Here is a 15,700-nt window from a genome sequence, read left to right as displayed (position 1 = left end):
GCCCCTACCTGTGCGCGCTAGCCCGGAAGATGTTCAGGCGCGAGCGCAGCGAGGCATCGGCGAGATAGAGCGGCGCGATCGTCTCGATGCTCGCGGGCTCCACGCCCAGCTCGGGCGCGAGCGGCCCGCTGAGCACGCTGTCGACTTTCATCGAATCGAGATTGTCGCGCGTGAGCACCGGCACGCCGGGCGCCATTTCGAACGAGAGCGCCTGCAGCCACGCGAACGCATCGGGCAGCCGCATGATGCGCGCGTGACGGCCCACCACGTCGCCGCAGTACTGCACCAGCTGCTCGAGCGTGTAGACCGTCGGGCCGCCGATTTCATAAGTGTGCCCGCTCGCGGCGTCGAGATCGAGCACATTGACGATCGCCTTCGACACGTCGCCGACATAGACAGGCTGAAACTTCGCGTCCGGCATGCCGAGCGGGATCATCGGGAAGAGCTTTTGCAGCACCGCGAAGCGGTTGAGAAAGGTGTCGTCGGGGCCGAACACGACGGACGGACGCAAGATCGTCGTGGCCAGCGAGGTGGAGGCGTGCACGGCCTTCTCGCCGTCGCCTTTCGAGCGCAGATACATGCTCGGCCCGCGCGGGTCGGCGCCAATCGCGCTCACGTGGATCAAGCGGTGCACGCCCTTGCCCTCGCAGGCGGCGACGATCTTGGTGGGCAGCTCGACGTGCAGCTTCGCGAAGCCGGGGCCGTAGGGCGTGCCGTGCCCGCCATTGAGCGTGCCGACGAGATTGATGACGGCGTCGACGTTTTCGACGAGGCTCGCGAGCGCGACCGGATCGGTCACGTCGGCCTCGATTACGTCGACGGGAAGCAGGGTGAGGTGGCGGGCATGGGTGCGCCGCCGGGTGGCGACGCGCACGTCCTTGCCCGCCTCGACGAGCGCGTTGACGAGGTGGCTGCCGATGAATCCCGAACCGCCGATGACCGCGATGGCTTGATGTCTCATCTTCGACCTCCTCGTGCACTCTCGTGCTTCACGCCCGCGCCACGCGCCGGGGACCGCACGGGGGCGGTTACGTCCAGCGGCGCGGCTCACGCGAGCAGCGCCGCATGACGCTCACTGCAGCGGCGAGATATAGCCGAGACGCGCCTTCAGCGATTGCGGACGGCCTTCGAACAGCGCCGCATAGTAGACCGTGTTCGACAACACGTTTTTCACGTAATCGCGGGTTTCCTGGAACGGGATGGTTTCCGCGAAGATGGCGCCCTCGACGCCGCGCGGCAAGGAAGCACGCCACTGGCGCGGGCGCCCCGGTCCGGCGTTGTAGCCCGCGGTGGCGAGCACGGCGGAGCCGTCGAACTGATTGTAGATCATCGACAAATAGTTCGTTCCGAGCAGGATATTGGTGTTCAGGTCGTTGAGCTGATCGTTCGAGAGCGGACCAATGCCGATCTTCTTGGCCACCATCTGCGCCGTGGCCGGCATGATCTGCATGAGGCCGCTCGCCCCCACGCCCGAGCGCGCGTTCAGGATGAAGCGCGACTCCTGGCGAATGAGGCCGTAGGCCCATTCGACGTCAAGGCCGTTGGTTTGCGCGTCGCGCTCCACCACGTCGCGGAACGGCGCGATATAGCGCAGCGAGAAGTCGTGCTCGGTCTGTGTGCGGTCGGCCGTGTTGACGGTGCGGTCGAGCAGCTGGATGCGCCTGGCATATTCGGCGACGGCCAGCAGCTGGCGATCGCTCATGCCGCGCAGCGGCCAGTTCCATTCGCGGTTGCCTTCGAGGCGCAGGTTCAGCGCATAGAAGCGCTGCGCGAGTGCAAAGCCCGGCGTTTGCGCGACCTGGGCGATTTCGGCGTCGCTGACCGTGGTCTTCGGCGGAATGGTGATTTTCTGGCCGAGCTCTTCGGTCGCGAGCTGGCCGTAGAAGTTATAGCCCTGCGAGATCGACGCGAACTCCTGGTTCGCCAGATCGGCCTGGCCCGCCTGCTTGAGCGCGCGCGCGTGCCAATAGACCCACGCGGGCTGCGCGCGCAGCGCCGCGGGCATCTGCTCGATCGACCAGCGCACCATGGTCCAGTCGCCGCCGAGCAGCGCCGCGCGCGTGCGCCATTCGTAGGCGGGATACGAAAGCGGCGCGTTGGCCGAGAGGCGATACCAGTCGAGCGCGCCCGGCATGCGCTTGAGCGCGGCCTGATAGCCGATCGTGCCCCAGCCGATCGCGCGCTCGGGCGACGTGAGCGAAGGCGCGACCGCCGCGAACGTGGTGGCCGCCACGGCGGGGTCGTTGCGCGCCATCACGGTGAGCGCGAGCAGCGCGAGCTGATGCGATTGCGGGTCCGCACCCACGCCGCGCGCGAGCGTGAGCGGCGGCGTGCTGACCGCCTCGCTGAACGCCGTGGGGTCGGGACGCTGCGCGAGGCCGTCGAGCAGCTTCGCGCCCGTCGAGGTCTGGTTCTGTTCGTAGGCGAGGCGGATCTGCTGCCAGACATCGTCGTCCGAGAACTGGCCTTTGATGGCGAGCGCGGTGATGAGGTCGACGCAGCCGTCGCCGTAATAGCGCGGCTCGGTGAGCAGCGCCCGCGCGTCGTTGGCGACGTTGTCGCCGCGCGCCGCGCGCGACTCCAGCGCGTAGCACTTCACCTGCGTGTCGTCGTTGAGCACGAAGCGCGGATACTGCTTGTCGAAATTCGTCCAGTCGTGGCGCGCGCCCAGCACGAGCAGATAGTCGTTGCGCAGGCGGTCGGCGATGGCCTCGCCGTCGTGACGCTGCAGGAACGAAAGCACCGGCGCGTCAGGAGCGTCCACGCGCGCGTGGCCCTGCGAATCGAACAGTTGCGGTTTCAACTGGAAGTATTCGAGGTAGGACGGCGCGGGATAATCCGGAATCGTCGCAGCGAGTTGCGCGGCGCGCGCAGCGTCGTTATTGCGCGCGGCTTCGCGAAGCTGGATGAAGGTTTGATCGTCGGGCGCCAGCGCGGCCCCCACTGGCAGGGCGACAGGCCTCACGGCATCGGCCGTGCTGCATGCGACGAGTGCCGCGGCGGCCAGTGCAAGACCGACCGCGCGATATACTCGGACAAGGCGTTTGGACATCGTTATTTCTGGAGCGCGAGGTGAACCCAAGCATAGCATGCAACCCCACGGCCGAATCCAAAAAGGCGTGGCGTACACGACTTCGCGCAGTGCGTCTGGCGGCGGCTTCCGGGGCGAGCGCCAATGCGGCGCTGAGCGCTCATCTCGATACCCTGATCGGCCGCGTCGCACCGCGTTCGATCGGCTTTTATTGGCCCTTGCCCGGGGAGTTCGACGCGCGCGAATGGATCGCTTCCTGGCTCGCCGCCGATGCATCGCGCCGCGCGTCGCTGCCCGCCATTCCCGAGCGCCACACGCCGCTGCACTTCTACTTCTGGACCCCGGGCGCGCCGATGCGCGAAGGCCATCACGGCATTCCCGAGCCGGCCTCGCCGGAAGCGGCCCTGCCCGACTTGCTGCTCGTGCCTTGCCTCGGATTCGACCTGGACGGCTACCGGCTCGGCTATGGCGGCGGCTATTACGACCGCACGCTCGCCGCCTGGCCCGGCGAGACGTTGCCGCTCACTGTGGGCATCGCCTATGAAGCGTGCCGCATCGACGAGGGCGTGCCCGAGCGCGGCGCGCACGACTTGCCGCTCGACGCCGTGGTCACCGAAGCCGGCGCGCATCTCGCGGGACGTCTCGCTACGCGCTGAGTTGCGCGCCGAAGTGCGTGTTGAGGTGCGCGTTGCGTTGCGCGCTGCGGCGCCAACGGCTCAGAGCGAGGCCGCCGCACGCGCCGCCGTGTCGTAGAGCCCTGACGCATTGCGCATCAATTGCGCCGCATCGCCGATCTGCTGATTGGTGAGGCCGCTCTCCTTGAGCGTGGCGATCAGGCAACTCTCGCGCACGTCGCGATAGCGCAGGCACAGCTCGCGTCCCGCCGGCGTCACCGCAAAGAACACTTCCTTGCCGCTTTTCTCGCTCTCAACGAGGCCCCGGGCGACCAGCTTCTTGAGCGCATAGGTGGCGACGTGCGTATCCTCGATATTGAGCACGAAGCAAATGTCGGCGAGCTTCTTGCGGCGCTCGCGGTGACCCACGTGATGGAGCAGCGACACCTCGATCGGCGTCATGTCTTTTGCGCCCGCCGCCGACATGCAGCGCACCATCCAGCGGTTGAACGCATTGCTTGCCATGATGAGCGCGTACTCGAGCTCGGAGAGCTCGGCGCTCGTCTCGGAGACGAGATGCTCGGACGAAACGATCTTGGTCGGCTGGCGCGACATGACTCAAACCTGTGGTCGAAACGGTGTGCCGCCAGTGTAGTGAGGTCGTACGCGCGTCGCGCCTGGCACAAACGCTCATTGAGAATTTATCGATAAATTGTCGAGAATGTACACTGACAAAAGTCCGTCGCCGGCCCCTGAAATCATGCGCCATCCTGTTCCCCGTATTTACTTCCTCGGCGACGAGGCTCTCGTCTGCGAGACCCCGCCGCCCGCCACGCTCGAGGTCCAGCGCCGCATCTGGGCCGTGGCCGCGCGCGCGCGCGGCTGGGACGCCGTGCGCGAAGTCGTGCCCGGCATGAACAATCTGACGATCACCTTCGATGCGCTCGCCGCCAAAGCCGAGGCGCTCGCCGCCACGCTCGAAGCAGCATGGCACGAGGCAGAGGATGCCGCGCAGGGCGCGCCCGAGGGCCGTGAAGTCGAGATCCCGGTGAGCTACGGCGGCGCGGCGGGCCCCGATCTCGCCGCCGTCGCGCAACACACCGGGCTCGCGCCCGCCGACGTCGCCGCGCGTCACGCGGCCGGCGTCTACACCGTGTTCTTCCTCGGCTTTCAGCCGGGCTTCGCCTATCTCGGCGGACTCGACGCCGCGCTCCACACGCCGCGCCGGCGCGAGCCGCGCCTGGCCGTGCCCGCCGGGTCGGTCGGCATCGGCGGCGAGCAGACCGGGATCTATCCCGCGCAGGCGCCTGGCGGCTGGCAGCTGATCGGCCGCACCGCGCTCGCCCTGTTCGATCCCGCGCGCAATCCGCCCACGCTGCTGATGCCCGGCGACCGCGTGCGCTTCGTCATCGCGAGCCTCAGCGAAACCCCCGTCGAGGAGACCCACGCATGATCGAAGTCCTGCGCGCAGGCCTGCTCACCACGGTCCAGGATCTCGGCCGGCCCGGATTCCGGCATCTCGGCGTCGCCACCGGCGGCGCCCTCGACACGCTCGCGATCGAGGTGGGCAACCGCCTCGTCGGCAACCGGCACGACGCGGCGGGGCTCGAAATCACCTTCGGCCCGGTGGCGCTGCGCTTCGCGCGCGCGACGCGCGTGGCCATCACCGGCACCGAATTCGGCGCGACGCTCGGCGGCAAGCCGGTGTGGTCGTGGTGGAGCCTGCCGGTCGCGGCGGGCGAAGAGCTCATGCTCAGTGGCGCGAAGCGCGGCATGCGCGCCTATGTGTGCGTCGCGGGCGGCATCGACGTCCTGCCGATGCTCGGCTCGCGCAGCACCGACCTCGCGGCCGGCTTCGGCGGGCTCGCGGGCCGCGCGCTCAAGGACGGCGACCGCCTCGCCATTGGCGCCTCGTTCGCGGCGGGCGGCGAGCGCGTGTCGCTCGCGCCCGGCGCGCCGCCGTTCGGCGTGAAGGCGCCCGCCCTGTGCAATTTCGTCTACCCCGAGGAGGCGCATCACCGGCGCGGCCGCCATCCGGACGGCGTGAGCTGGGCCGCGCCCGTGCGCGTGCTGCGCGGCCCCGAGTACGATAGCTTCACGCCCGAGGCGCAGCGCGCCTTCTGGTCCGACGAATGGCGCGTCACGCCCAACAGTAACCGCATGGGCTACCGGCTCGAGGGCACACCGCTCGAGCGGGCGGCGCGCACCGACCTGCTCTCGCACGCCGTCCTGCCCGGCACGATCCAGGTGCCGCCGAATGGCCAGCCCATCGTGCTGATGAGCGACGCGCAGACCACCGGCGGCTATCCGAAGATCGGCGCCATAATCCGCGCCGACTTGTGGAAGCTCGCGCAGGTGCGGCTCACGGCGGGCTTGCGCTTCGTCGAGGCGACGGCGGCCGTCGCGCGCCGCGCGCTGCAGGAGGAACGGGCCTACTTGCAGCAGATCGATACCGCGATCGCCATGCAGGACGAGCGCCACGCGAGCCGGCGCGCACGCAGCGCGAGCGCGCAGGGTTCGGGCGCATGATGCGGGCGGTGCGAACTTCCGGCGCTGCGGGCACCGCCGCCCAACGTCGCGAATCCAATCACTATCAGGCAACCCGCAAGGCCGCGAGCGAGGCACGGGGCGCGGCCACCGCATCGGAGCGCGCTGCGCGGCCAGGCAAAACCCGGCACAAGCAGGCACAACGAGGCATGAGCGGGCGCCAGGCAATACGGAGAGAAACACCATGACGACCATCGATCTGAACGCCGATCTCGGCGAAGGCTGCGGCTCCGACGAGGCGCTGCTCGACCTCGTGAGCTCGGCCAACATTGCGTGCGGCTGGCACGCGGGCGGCGCCAACGCGATGCGCGAGTGCGTGCGCTGGGCCGTGGAGAAAGGCGTGTCGATCGGCGCGCACCCGAGCTTCAACGACCCCGAGAACTTCGGCCGCAAGGAGATGGACTTGCCCGCCGAGGAAATCTACGCGGGCGTGCTGTATCAGCTCGGCGCCCTCTCGGCGATCGCGCAGGCCGAGGGCGGGCGCATCGCGCATGTGAAGCCGCATGGCGCGCTCTACAACCAGGCCGCGCGCGACGCGAAGATCGCCGACGCGATCGTCTCCGCGGTGCACGACTTCGATCCTTCGGTGACGGTGTTCGCGCTCGCGGGCAGCGGGCTCGTGGTCGCCGCGCGGGAGGCCGGGCTCGTGGCCGTGGAGGAAGTGTTCGCCGACCGCGGCTATCGCTCCGACGGCTCGCTCGTGCCGCGCAGCGAGCCGGGCGCCCTGCTCCACGATCAAGACGTCGTGCTCGCGCGCACGCTCGCGATGATCCGCGAGCAGCGCGTGCAGGCCGTGGACGGCGCATGGGTGCCGCTGAACGCGCAGACCATCTGCCTGCACGGGGACGGTCCACACGCGCTCGAGTTCGCGCGGCGCATCCGCGCGGCGCTCGACGAGGCCGGAATCGGCGTGCGCGCGGCGGGCGTGACCGAGGCCTGAGCGCATCGCGCGAAGCAGCCGGTGCATGCGCCGCGCATCGAAGGACACTCGCAGCACATCAGCAGCACGTCAACAGCGCAAAAGCAGCACATCAGCCGTACACAAGCAGCAAACAGGCAGCACAGAGGCAAAAACAGGGCCACCAAGAGCCGGGCAGTCAGAGCGCTGCGCCACGCCACCCGCGTGCGCGCAACGTTTCACTACCGCGCCCCGAAGCACATGAGGCATCGGGGCGCGGCGATAACGACGCACATAAAAAATGGAGACAAAGAGATGCAGAGCACCGTCAACTTATGGCCGCTCATCGGGGTGGCTGTGATCATCGCCGGCTTCGTCCTGCGCTTCAATCCGATGCTGATCGTCGCCGCGGCGGCGATCGCCACCGGCCTCGCCGCCGGGTTCCCGCCCGGCAAGATCCTCGCCGCCATCGGCACCGGCTTCATGAAGACGCGCAACATCCCGCTCATCATCCTGCTGCCGCTCGCCGTGATCGGGCTCTCGGAGCGCCACGGCCTGCGCGAGCGCGCGCAGATCTGGATCGGCAAGATCAAGGCGGCCACGGCCGGGCGTCTGCTGATCGTCTACCTGCTCGTGCGCGAGCTGACCGCCGCGGTCGGGCTCACGGGCCTCGGCGGCCATCCGCAGATGGTGCGTCCGCTGATCGCGCCGATGGCCGAAGGCGCCACCGAGAACCGCTTCGGCAAGCTCCCCGACGCCGTGCGCTACAAGCTGCGCGCCTGGGCCGCCTCGACCGACAACGTGGGCCTCTTCTTCGGCGAGGACATCTTCGTGGCGTTCGGCGCGATCGTGCTGATGGTCACGCTGCTCAGGGAAGCCGGCGTTTCCGTCGAGCCGATCCACGTTGCGCTCTGGGGCATTCCCACCGCGATCTGCGCGTTCCTGATTCACGGCGCGCGCCTGTGGCTGCTCGACCGCAAGCTCGAGCGCGAGCTGGGCGGCATCCGGCGCGCAGCGGTGGGCCAGTCCGCGGGCTCGGCGACTCTGCCCGGGACCGGAGCAGGCGCCAAAGCGCCCACTCCGGATCGCGAAGGAGACGAAGCATGACGATCACGCTCAACTGGCTCTTCTGGCTGCTCGGCGTCGTGCTGTTGATCGTCGGCGGCATGATCGTGCTCGACCGCGAGCATCCGCGCCGCTTCACGGCGGGCGGCTTCTGGCTGCTCTATGCGCTGATCTTCCTGATCGGCGACCGCCTGCCGGCCGAAGTCGCGGGCGTGCTCGTGCTCGCCATGGCGCTGATCGCCGGCTTTGGCGGCGTGACCGCGGGCAAGCCCAGCGTGCCCTCGCTCGAGGCACGGCTCGCGAGCGCGAAGCGCCTCGGCAACAAGCTCTTCGTGCCGGCGCTCACGATCCCCGCCGTGACGGTCGTGCTCACCCTGGCGGCCAGCCATCTCGTGGTGGGCACGACGCCGCTCGTCGATCCGAAGAACGTCACGCTGATTGGCTTCGGCATCGGCTGTGTGATCGCGCTCGGCATCGCCTGCCTCATCACGCGCGACAGCGTCGGCCAGTCGATGCGCGAGACGCGCCGTCTCGTCGACGCGCTGTCGTGGGCCGCCGTGCTGCCGCAGATGCTCGGCATGCTGGGCCTCGTGTTCTCGGACGCCGGCGTGGGCAAGGCGGTCGCGCACGTGACCACTTCGTACATCAACATGGACGTGCGCTTCGTGGCCGTGGCCGTCTACTGCATCGGCATGGCGCTGTTCACCGTGATCATGGGCAACGGCTTCGCCGCGTTTCCGGTGATGGCGGGCGGCGTGGGCGTGCCCGTGCTGGTGGGCGTCTTCCACGTCAATCCCGCGATGATGGCGGCGATCGGCATGTTCTCGGGCTACTGCGGCACGCTCATGACGCCGATGGCCGCGAATTTCAACATCGTGCCCGCCGCGCTGCTGGAGCTGCCCGACAAGAACGCGGTGATCCGCGTGCAGGTGCCGACGGGGCTCTGCATACTCGCGGCCAACATCGTGCTGCTGAACGTGCTCGGGTTCTGAGCGGGCCGGACGCAGCGGTTCGAGCCAGGGCGCCGGCACGGGCCGGCGTCCTGGTGGGTCCGCTCACGCTTGCCGTTCGGGCGGCGCGGCGCGCAGCGTCGCGCCGAACTGCGCGAACTGCGGGAAATGCCGCGTCACGAGCGCTTCGGGCAGCAGGTACTGCGGAAAGCTCGCCGACGTATTGCACCCGTGCAGCACATGCAGGCACAGGCCGACGTCGTCGGGGAAGTGCGCGAGGTTCGCGCCGCGCTCGAGTGCGACCTGCAGGAATTTGCCGTCCTCGTTGAGCGAGCACGATTCGAACGGGCCCGCGGCCCACAGGCGCTTCGTGTAGACGTAGCTGAAGCCGTAGCCGGAATGGTTGTTGGCGAACGCCTTGTGGTCGGCGGGAAAGTTGAGCGCCGTCATGGGCTGCGCGCTCCAGTGGAAATGCAGCCCGCTCTTGCGCAGCAAATCCCACCACGCGAACTGGCCGTACACACGGCTATACAGAAAGAACGCGCTGAGCTTGACGAAATCGGCCCGCTGCTGGGTCAACTGCGCGCACATGGTGCGCAGATAGGACGGCGCATAGTATTCGCCGTCGTCGAAATGGGCGATGATCTCGGCGCGCGCGAGCGCCACCGCGAGATTGCGCTTGGCGCCGGCGCTCATGCGCTGCGGCAGATGGCGATACACCACGCGCGCGTCGTCGAGGCCCTGCATGAATGCGCTGGGCCGCTCGCTGTCGTCGATCACGATCCATTCGCAGGCCGGCAGGTCCTGATGCGCGAACGACCGGTACGCATGCTGCAGCATGGCCTCGCGCTCCCAGGTCGGGGTGATGACGCTGACAACGGGCGCGTCGGTCCTGGCAATCGGTGAAGTCGTCATGTTGCGGTCCTGGACAGACAAAAAAGTGCATCGTAGAGCCGCCTCATACGAACCGAAATCGAAAACCCACTAAAGCGCGAACCCGTATGCGGCTCGCCTAGCGATTCGATCATTGTCCCCATCGCTTTCGGAGTTTTCTTATCGATGCGGCGGGGCCGGACCCTTATCTTTTATGGTTCTCCCCAATCCGGTCAGATGCGTGTCCAGCGCACAAGCGCCCTGGCCGCGTCACATCGCCATGACTTCGAACGCCTCCGGTTCTACCGATTCCGCTGATTCCGCCGCTTCCTCTGCGCCTGACGAACATGCCGGACACACCGATCCCGGCGCGCCCGACGCTTCGCCTGCCGCGCGCCTCGCCGCCGCACTCGAAGCGCACAGCGCGGGGCGCCTCGATGAAGCGCAAGCGATCTACAGCGCGCTCGTCGAGCGCGATCCGGCGCATGCCGATGCGTTGCATTACTGGGGCGTCGTCTGTCATCAGCGCGGCGACCATCGCGGCGCGCTGGCGCTGATGGACCGCGCGCTCGCGCATTCCCCCACCGATGCGGTCTGCTGGAGCAACCGCGGCCTCGCCGCGCTCGCGCTCGGCCAGCACGCCGAAGCGGCGCACAACCTGCGCGAAGCGCTGCGCCTCGCCCCTGGTTTCGTCGATGCGCACAACAACCTCGCGCTCGCGCTGCGCGAAGCGGGCGACTACGCGGGCGCGGAGCGCCACTGCCGCGCGGCGCTCGCGCTGGCGCCGGCCTCCGTGAACGCGCTCGTGAATCTGGGCAGCGTGCTCGCGAGGCTGCGCCGTTACGAGGAAGCGCTCGCCAGCTACCGCGAAGCGCTCGCGCTCGCGCCCGCCGACGCGGCCATCCACTTCAATATCGCGAACGCGCAGCGCGCACTCGGCGACGATGCCGCCGCCATCGCGCAATACCGTCGGGCCGTGGAGCTGGCGCCCGGCTACGCGGCCGCCTGGGTGAACCTCGGCACGGCGCTGGGTCAAACCGGCGACTATCGGGCGGCGGAAACGTGCTATCGCAAGGCGGTGGAGCTCGAGCCGAACGCGGCGAATCTCGTGTGCCTCGGCGCTGCGCTGGGCGCGCAGGGGCGCAACGACGAGGAAGAGCCTTACTACCGGCGCGCGCTCGAACTCGACCCGCAGCACGCCGACGCGCGCCAGAACCTCGTCTGGCTCAAGCTCAAGCGCGGCGAGTATCGCGAGGGCTGGGCCGAGTACGCCCGGCGCTGGCGCGCCTGCGACTATGCGCCGCTCGATATCGAAGGCATGGTCGAGTGGCAAGGCGAGCCGCTCGAGGGCAAGCGCGTGCTGCTCGTGCACGAGCAGGGCTTCGGCGACCAGATCCAGTTCGTGCGCTATGCGAGCACGCTCGCCGCGCGCGGCGCGAGCGTAGACGTGTGCGTGCCGCAGACCCTGCAATTGCTTGCGCAGTCGGTGCCGGGCGTGCACCGCGCGTGGACCGGCACGCCGGCCGGCGATTACGACTACTGGCTGTACGTGATGAGCGCGCCGTCCGCGTGCGGCACCGAGCTCGACACGGTTCCGGCCACGGTGCCCTATCTGTTCGCGCGCGAGGTCGACATTCAAGCGTGGAAGCCGCGCGTGCAGGCCGCCATGGCGGCTGATCTCGCGCGCGAGGCCCGCAAGGCGCCGGACGGCGCCGCGCTGGCGGCGCACGATGCCACCGCCACACCGGCTTCAAAGGCAGGGGAAAAACCCGCCGTGCGCAAGCCCGCCGGCTACCGCAACATCGGCCTCGTCTGGGGCGGCAATCCCGGCTTCTACAACGACCGCAACCGCTCGGTGGCGCTGGCCGCGTTCCGGCCGCTCTTCGCGCTCGAGAAAATCAGCTGGTTCTCGCTGCAAAAGGGCGAGGCGGCCCGCGCGCAGCTCACGGGGCTGGCCGGCGACGCGACGATCCACGACTTCACCGACGATCTGCGCGACTTCGGCGACACGGCCGCGCTCATCATGAACCTCGATCTCGTGATTGCCGTGGACACCTCGGTCGCGCACCTGGCCGGCGCGCTCGGCAAGCCGGTCTGGATCCTCGTGCCCGCGAACGGCGAATGGCGCTGGCTCGAAAAGCGCGCGGATTCGCCGTGGTATCCCACGGCGCGGCTCTTCCGCCAGCGCGAAGTGGGCGACTGGCAGACGGCGCTAGATGAATTGCGTGAGGCGCTCGCCGAAAAGCCCAAACGCGCGGGCGCGCGAAAATCCGTGTCGAAATCCCAAGATGCGGCACATGAAGCGAGGCAACAAGCCACGCAAAAAGCGCCAGGGCCGGCGCCCGCCCAAGCGGAAAACGGGGAGCTGGACCTCAGCGCGGATCGACCGTAAAGCTCGACCTTAGCCCGGATCGACCGCAAACCCGCGCTGGCGCAGCAACTGGAGCACGCCTTTCTGGCCGCCCAGATGCAACGCACCAATCGCGACGAACAGCGGCTTGTTGGGCGCCGCATACTGCTGCATGCGCGCGACGAAGCGCCGGTTGCGCTCGTAGACGATGCGGTTATCCACCGAAGCGGCCACGCGCGGATCGTGCGCGAGCTTTTCGGTGCGCGCGGCGTCCCAGGCCGCGATCGCGTCGGCGTCGCCCACGCGCCACAGGCGCAGCAGCGTCTGGACGTCGGCGACGTTTTGCGCGGGCGTCTGCGCGAGATCCTGGGCGAGCATCTCGCGCTGCTGCGCGAGGTTCAGGTACGTGAACGCCCGCATCTGCTCGCCGAGCGTCTCCAGTCCGACGATGCGCCGCCCTTTCAGGCGCAGGAACACGTTCTGCAACTGCGCCTCCGTGCCGTACTCGGTCTGCAGGCCCGCGCTCAGCGAATCATAGGTTTCCACCAGCAGCGAGGCGAGCCAGGGCTTCATCTTGCGGATCTCGGCAAGCGCCTCAGGATTGCCGCGCAGGCGCGCCGCCAGCTTCGCCCACAGCGGCTCGGGCAGGAGCTGCTGCAAACAGGGCTTGCGGCACACGCCATATTTCGAGACGTCGTCCTGGGAGACGAGCAGGTCGTCGGGCGAGAGTTCGAGCGCGAGCGTCGGCGAGGCGTTGAGCGCCGCGAGGATCGGCGCCCGGAACGGCTGGTTCGGCGGGTAGTCGGCGGGGTCGCCCACGTGCAGCGTGCCGAGCAGATAGATCGTGGTGGTGCCGCGCGTGGCGACGTAGAACGGCATGCGCGCCGGTTGCGTGCGCACCGGACCGCCCGCGGTCGTGCCCGACGCGTAGCTCGGCATGGGGGGCGGCGAGTGGAAGCCGGGCAGGCTTGGAGCCGGAATGGGGGGATGCATGCCGGGCGTGTTGGCCGCGGTGGCCGCGGCCAGCGCGCTGGGCATGAATGCGCGCGTCTGCGGCAAGATGCCGCTGAAGCGGGACGCGGCAGCCAGCCGCGCGTGCCACGCCGGGTCCGTGCCGTCATGCACCGTGCCTTGCAGCCACGCGAGCCGCAGCGGACGGTCGAGCGAAGGCCCGAGGGCAACGGCCAGCGCGAGCGCCGCGGCCAGCGCCGCACGAAGCCACGAACGCAGCCAGGAGCGCACCCGTGACTGCGCACACAACAGCGCACATAAAAACGCGATGGCGCCTCCCCGAGCTGGTCTTTTCAATGCGGCGCGACGGCCGCCCCTTAGCGGGCGGCGCGTAAAACGACGCGCCGCCGTCGCTTCAGGCATTCTATTCCCCCACCTCCTCTGCACGATGGCAGGATACCTGACGCCCATCCACTTCGCGAAGCAGCGGCACTTCCTTGCGGCACCGCTCGATCGCATACGGACAGCGCTGATGGAACGTGCAGCCCGAAGGCGGGTTCAGCGGCGAAGGCAGCTCACCCTCGAGCTTGATCTTCACATGCCGGTCCGCTTCGAAGATCGCGGGCGTCGCGGAGAGCAGCGAGCGTGTGTACGGATGGCGCGGCCGCCCGATCACCGTCTTCTTGTCGCCCAGCTCCGCCACGCCGCCCAGGTACATCACCATCACGTCGTCGGCGATGTGCTCGACCACGGCCAGGTTGTGCGAAATGAACACGTAGCTCGTGCGGAACTGCTCCTGCAGGTCCATGAACAGATTGAGGATCTGCGCCTGGATCGACACGTCGAGCGCCGAGACCGGCTCGTCGGCCACCACGATCTGCGGGTCGAGGATCATCGCCCGCGCGATCGCCACGCGCTGACGCTGGCCGCCCGAGAACATGTGCGGATAGCGCTTCGCATGCTCGGGCCGCAGGCCCACGATGCGCATCATGTGCGCGATGCGGTCGGCGCGCTCGCTCGCCGTGAGCTGGGTGTTGATCGCGAGCGGCTCGCCGAGCGTCTGCTCGACGGTCTTGCGCGGATTGAGCGAGGCGAACGGGTTCTGGAACACCATCTGCACGCGGCGGCGCAGCGCGGCGATCTTCTCGCCGTTCGCGTGCGCGACGTCCTCGCCGTCGATGGTGAGCTTGCCCGCGGTGGGCGGCTCGATCATCGTGAGCTGGCGCGCGAGCGTGGACTTGCCGCAACCCGACTCGCCCACCACCGCGAGCGTGCGTCCGCGCGTGAGCGAGAACGACACGCCGTTGAGCGCCTTCACGGTGCCCGTGCCGAACATGCCGCGCTTGACGCTGTAGTGCTTCTTGAGATCCTCGGCGACGAGCACCTTGTCGTCTTCATGAGCCGCGTGTTGCTGGACTGCGTTCATCGCGCGCCTCCGTGGATGGGTTGAGCCGTCGCGTTCAGCGGCTTGATGCAGCGGACCTGTGCGTAACCACTTTCATCGGCCACCGGGCCGAGCGCGGGCCGCGCCTTCATGCAGTCGTCCACCACGTATTTGCAGCGCGGCGCGAACAGGCACCCGCTGGGCCGGTCGTCGCGGCCGGGCACCATGCCGGGCAGCGCGGCCAGCCGCATCGCCCCCTTGTTGTGCTCGGGGATCGCCGCGAGCAGCGCCTCCGTGTACGGATGATGCGGCCGCGAAAAGATATCGGGCACGCGGTTGGTCTCGATGATCTCGCCCGCGTACATCACGGCCACGCGCTGCGCGACTTCGGAGACCACGGCCAGGTCGTGCGAGATCAGCACGAGCGCCATGCCGCGCTCCTTCTGCAGGCGCACGAGCAGCTCCATGATCTGCGCCTGGATCGTCACGTCGAGCGCCGTGGTGGGCTCGTCGGCGATCAGCAGCTTCGGGTTGCAGGCCACGGCCATCGCGATCATCACGCGCTGGTTCATGCCGCCCGACATCTGGTGCGGGAAGTTGTCGATGCGGTTCTTCGCGTCGGGAATGCCCACCTGGTCGAGCAGCTCGAGCGCGCGCGCGTTGAGCGCCGAGCCGCGCAGCCCCTCGTGCAGCTTCAGCACTTCCTTGATCTGATAGCCGACGGTGTAGCTCGGGTTCAGGCTCGATAGCGCGTCCTGGAACACCATCGCGATGTCCTTGCCGACGATGCGGCGGCGCTCCTTGCCGGTGGCGTTGAGCAGGTCGCGGCCGTCGAACGTGATCGAGTCGGCGCTCACCTTGCCGGGGGCGTCGATGAGGCCCATCAGCGCCATCATCGTCACGCTCTTGCCCGAGCCCGATTCGCCGACGATGCCGAGCACCTCGCCCGGCGCCACGGAAAGATTCACGCGGTCCACGGCCGGCAGGCCGTTGAAGTTCACCGCCAGGTTGCGGATGGTTAGCAGTTCTTTATTCAT

The 15,700-nt window shown here is 68.6% G+C and carries 14 protein-coding genes; 7 read left to right on the top strand and 7 right to left on the bottom strand.

The window, feature by feature from the left end; genetic code table 11:
* Window positions 1-4: 4 nt before the first annotated feature.
* A complete protein-coding gene (locus E1956_RS03900) occupies window positions 5-961 on the bottom strand; it encodes a complex I NDUFA9 subunit family protein (RefSeq protein ID WP_134747512.1) in 957 nt (318 codons plus the stop codon).
* A gap of 111 nt (window positions 962-1,072) precedes the next feature.
* The gene (locus E1956_RS03895; RefSeq protein ID WP_134747511.1) at window positions 1,073-3,052 is read right to left on the bottom strand and encodes a lytic transglycosylase domain-containing protein; all 1,980 of its coding nucleotides are present in this window, start codon (window positions 3,050-3,052) and stop codon (window positions 1,073-1,075) included.
* Between the two features lie 8 nt (window positions 3,053-3,060).
* On the opposite strand from E1956_RS03895, the gene E1956_RS03890 reads away from it, so the two are divergent.
* Window positions 3,061-3,687, top strand: a complete 627-nt coding sequence (locus E1956_RS03890; RefSeq protein ID WP_418789245.1) for a 5-formyltetrahydrofolate cyclo-ligase — start codon at window positions 3,061-3,063, stop codon at window positions 3,685-3,687.
* Window positions 3,688-3,747: 60 nt separating this feature from the next.
* Here E1956_RS03890 and E1956_RS03885 read toward each other — a convergent pair whose 3' ends face one another.
* Window positions 3,748-4,260: a winged helix DNA-binding protein gene (locus E1956_RS03885; RefSeq protein WP_134747509.1), complete on the bottom strand. Its 513-nt coding sequence runs from the start codon at window positions 4,258-4,260 to the stop codon at window positions 3,748-3,750.
* Between the two features lie 145 nt (window positions 4,261-4,405).
* Here E1956_RS03885 and pxpB point away from each other — a divergent pair, with 145 nt between their 5' ends.
* The 5 genes from pxpB (at window position 4,406) to E1956_RS03860 (ending at window position 9,147) form a co-directional block, all read left to right on the top strand.
* Window positions 4,406-5,098: a 5-oxoprolinase subunit PxpB gene (gene pxpB / locus E1956_RS03880; protein WP_134747508.1), complete on the top strand. Its 693-nt coding sequence runs from the start codon at window positions 4,406-4,408 to the stop codon at window positions 5,096-5,098.
* Window positions 5,095-6,174: a 5-oxoprolinase subunit C family protein gene (locus E1956_RS03875; protein ID WP_134747507.1), complete on the top strand. Its 1,080-nt coding sequence runs from the start codon at window positions 5,095-5,097 to the stop codon at window positions 6,172-6,174. The genes pxpB and E1956_RS03875 overlap by 4 nt, the downstream gene beginning before the upstream one ends.
* A gap of 202 nt (window positions 6,175-6,376) precedes the next feature.
* A complete protein-coding gene (pxpA, locus tag E1956_RS03870; protein ID WP_028223607.1) occupies window positions 6,377-7,132 on the top strand; it encodes a 5-oxoprolinase subunit PxpA in 756 nt (251 codons plus the stop codon).
* A gap of 273 nt (window positions 7,133-7,405) precedes the next feature.
* Complete coding sequence (locus E1956_RS03865; protein ID WP_134747506.1) at window positions 7,406-8,197, top strand: DUF969 domain-containing protein; 792 nt, start codon at window positions 7,406-7,408, stop codon at window positions 8,195-8,197.
* On the top strand, window positions 8,194-9,147 hold the full coding sequence (locus E1956_RS03860; RefSeq protein ID WP_134747505.1) for a DUF979 domain-containing protein: 954 nt from the start codon (window positions 8,194-8,196) through the stop codon (window positions 9,145-9,147). Before E1956_RS03865 ends, E1956_RS03860 begins: the two co-directional genes overlap by 4 nt.
* A 63-nt stretch (window positions 9,148-9,210) precedes the next feature.
* Here the strand turns inward: E1956_RS03860 and E1956_RS03855 are convergent, their stop codons facing one another.
* Window positions 9,211-10,020, bottom strand: a complete 810-nt coding sequence (locus E1956_RS03855; RefSeq protein ID WP_134747504.1) for a glycosyltransferase family 2 protein — start codon at window positions 10,018-10,020, stop codon at window positions 9,211-9,213.
* Window positions 10,021-10,258: 238 nt separating this feature from the next.
* On the opposite strand from E1956_RS03855, the gene E1956_RS03850 reads away from it, so the two are divergent.
* Window positions 10,259-12,370, top strand: coding sequence for a tetratricopeptide repeat protein (locus tag E1956_RS03850; protein WP_167759973.1), 2,112 nt, complete (start codon window positions 10,259-10,261; stop codon window positions 12,368-12,370).
* Between the two features lie 9 nt (window positions 12,371-12,379).
* Here the strand turns inward: E1956_RS03850 and E1956_RS03845 are convergent, their stop codons facing one another.
* Genes E1956_RS03845 through E1956_RS03835 form a run of 3 tightly spaced genes read right to left on the bottom strand, consistent with a single transcriptional unit; the run spans window position 12,380 to window position 15,700 of the window.
* A complete protein-coding gene (locus E1956_RS03845) occupies window positions 12,380-13,702 on the bottom strand; it encodes a TraB/GumN family protein (RefSeq protein WP_232071256.1) in 1,323 nt (440 codons plus the stop codon).
* Between the two features lies 1 nt (window position 13,703).
* Window positions 13,704-14,705 carry a peptide ABC transporter ATP-binding protein gene (locus tag E1956_RS03840; RefSeq protein ID WP_134747502.1) on the bottom strand — a complete coding sequence of 334 codons (1,002 nt, stop codon included), beginning with the start codon at window positions 14,703-14,705 and terminating at the stop codon, window positions 13,704-13,706.
* Entirely contained in the window at window positions 14,702-15,700 is a 999-nt protein-coding gene (locus tag E1956_RS03835; protein ID WP_134747501.1) for an ABC transporter ATP-binding protein, read from the bottom strand. Before E1956_RS03835 ends, E1956_RS03840 begins: the two co-directional genes overlap by 4 nt.

It is taken from the genome of Paraburkholderia pallida, assembly GCF_004524855.1.
GTDB lineage: Bacteria > Pseudomonadota > Gammaproteobacteria > Burkholderiales > Burkholderiaceae > Paraburkholderia > Paraburkholderia oxyphila.
The sequence above is the reverse complement of the archived record's forward strand: the minus strand, read 5'-3'. Positions and strand labels throughout refer to the sequence as shown.

Excerpts from the sequence above, each read along its gene's own strand:
- E1956_RS03855 (WP_134747504.1), bottom strand. The coding sequence starts at position 10,020 with ATGACGACTTCACCGATTGCCAGGACCGACGCGCCCGTTGTCAGCGTC.
- E1956_RS03835 (WP_134747501.1), bottom strand. The coding sequence starts at position 15,700 with ATGAATAAAGAACTGCTAACCATCCGCAACCTGGCGGTGAACTTCAAC.
- E1956_RS03895 (WP_134747511.1), bottom strand. The coding sequence starts at position 3,052 with ATGTCCAAACGCCTTGTCCGAGTATATCGCGCGGTCGGTCTTGCACTG.
- E1956_RS03885 (WP_134747509.1), bottom strand. The coding sequence starts at position 4,260 with ATGTCGCGCCAGCCGACCAAGATCGTTTCGTCCGAGCATCTCGTCTCC.
- E1956_RS03840 (WP_134747502.1), bottom strand. The coding sequence starts at position 14,705 with ATGAACGCAGTCCAGCAACACGCGGCTCATGAAGACGACAAGGTGCTC.
- E1956_RS03845 (WP_232071256.1), bottom strand. The coding sequence starts at position 13,702 with ATGCCTGAAGCGACGGCGGCGCGTCGTTTTACGCGCCGCCCGCTAAGG.
- E1956_RS03865 (WP_134747506.1), top strand. The coding sequence starts at position 7,406 with ATGCAGAGCACCGTCAACTTATGGCCGCTCATCGGGGTGGCTGTGATC.
- pxpB (WP_134747508.1), top strand. The coding sequence starts at position 4,406 with ATGCGCCATCCTGTTCCCCGTATTTACTTCCTCGGCGACGAGGCTCTC.
- pxpA (WP_028223607.1), top strand. The coding sequence starts at position 6,377 with ATGACGACCATCGATCTGAACGCCGATCTCGGCGAAGGCTGCGGCTCC.
- E1956_RS03850 (WP_167759973.1), top strand. The coding sequence starts at position 10,259 with ATGACTTCGAACGCCTCCGGTTCTACCGATTCCGCTGATTCCGCCGCT.
- E1956_RS03875 (WP_134747507.1), top strand. The coding sequence starts at position 5,095 with ATGATCGAAGTCCTGCGCGCAGGCCTGCTCACCACGGTCCAGGATCTC.
- E1956_RS03900 (WP_134747512.1), bottom strand. The coding sequence starts at position 961 with ATGAGACATCAAGCCATCGCGGTCATCGGCGGTTCGGGATTCATCGGC.
- E1956_RS03860 (WP_134747505.1), top strand. The coding sequence starts at position 8,194 with ATGACGATCACGCTCAACTGGCTCTTCTGGCTGCTCGGCGTCGTGCTG.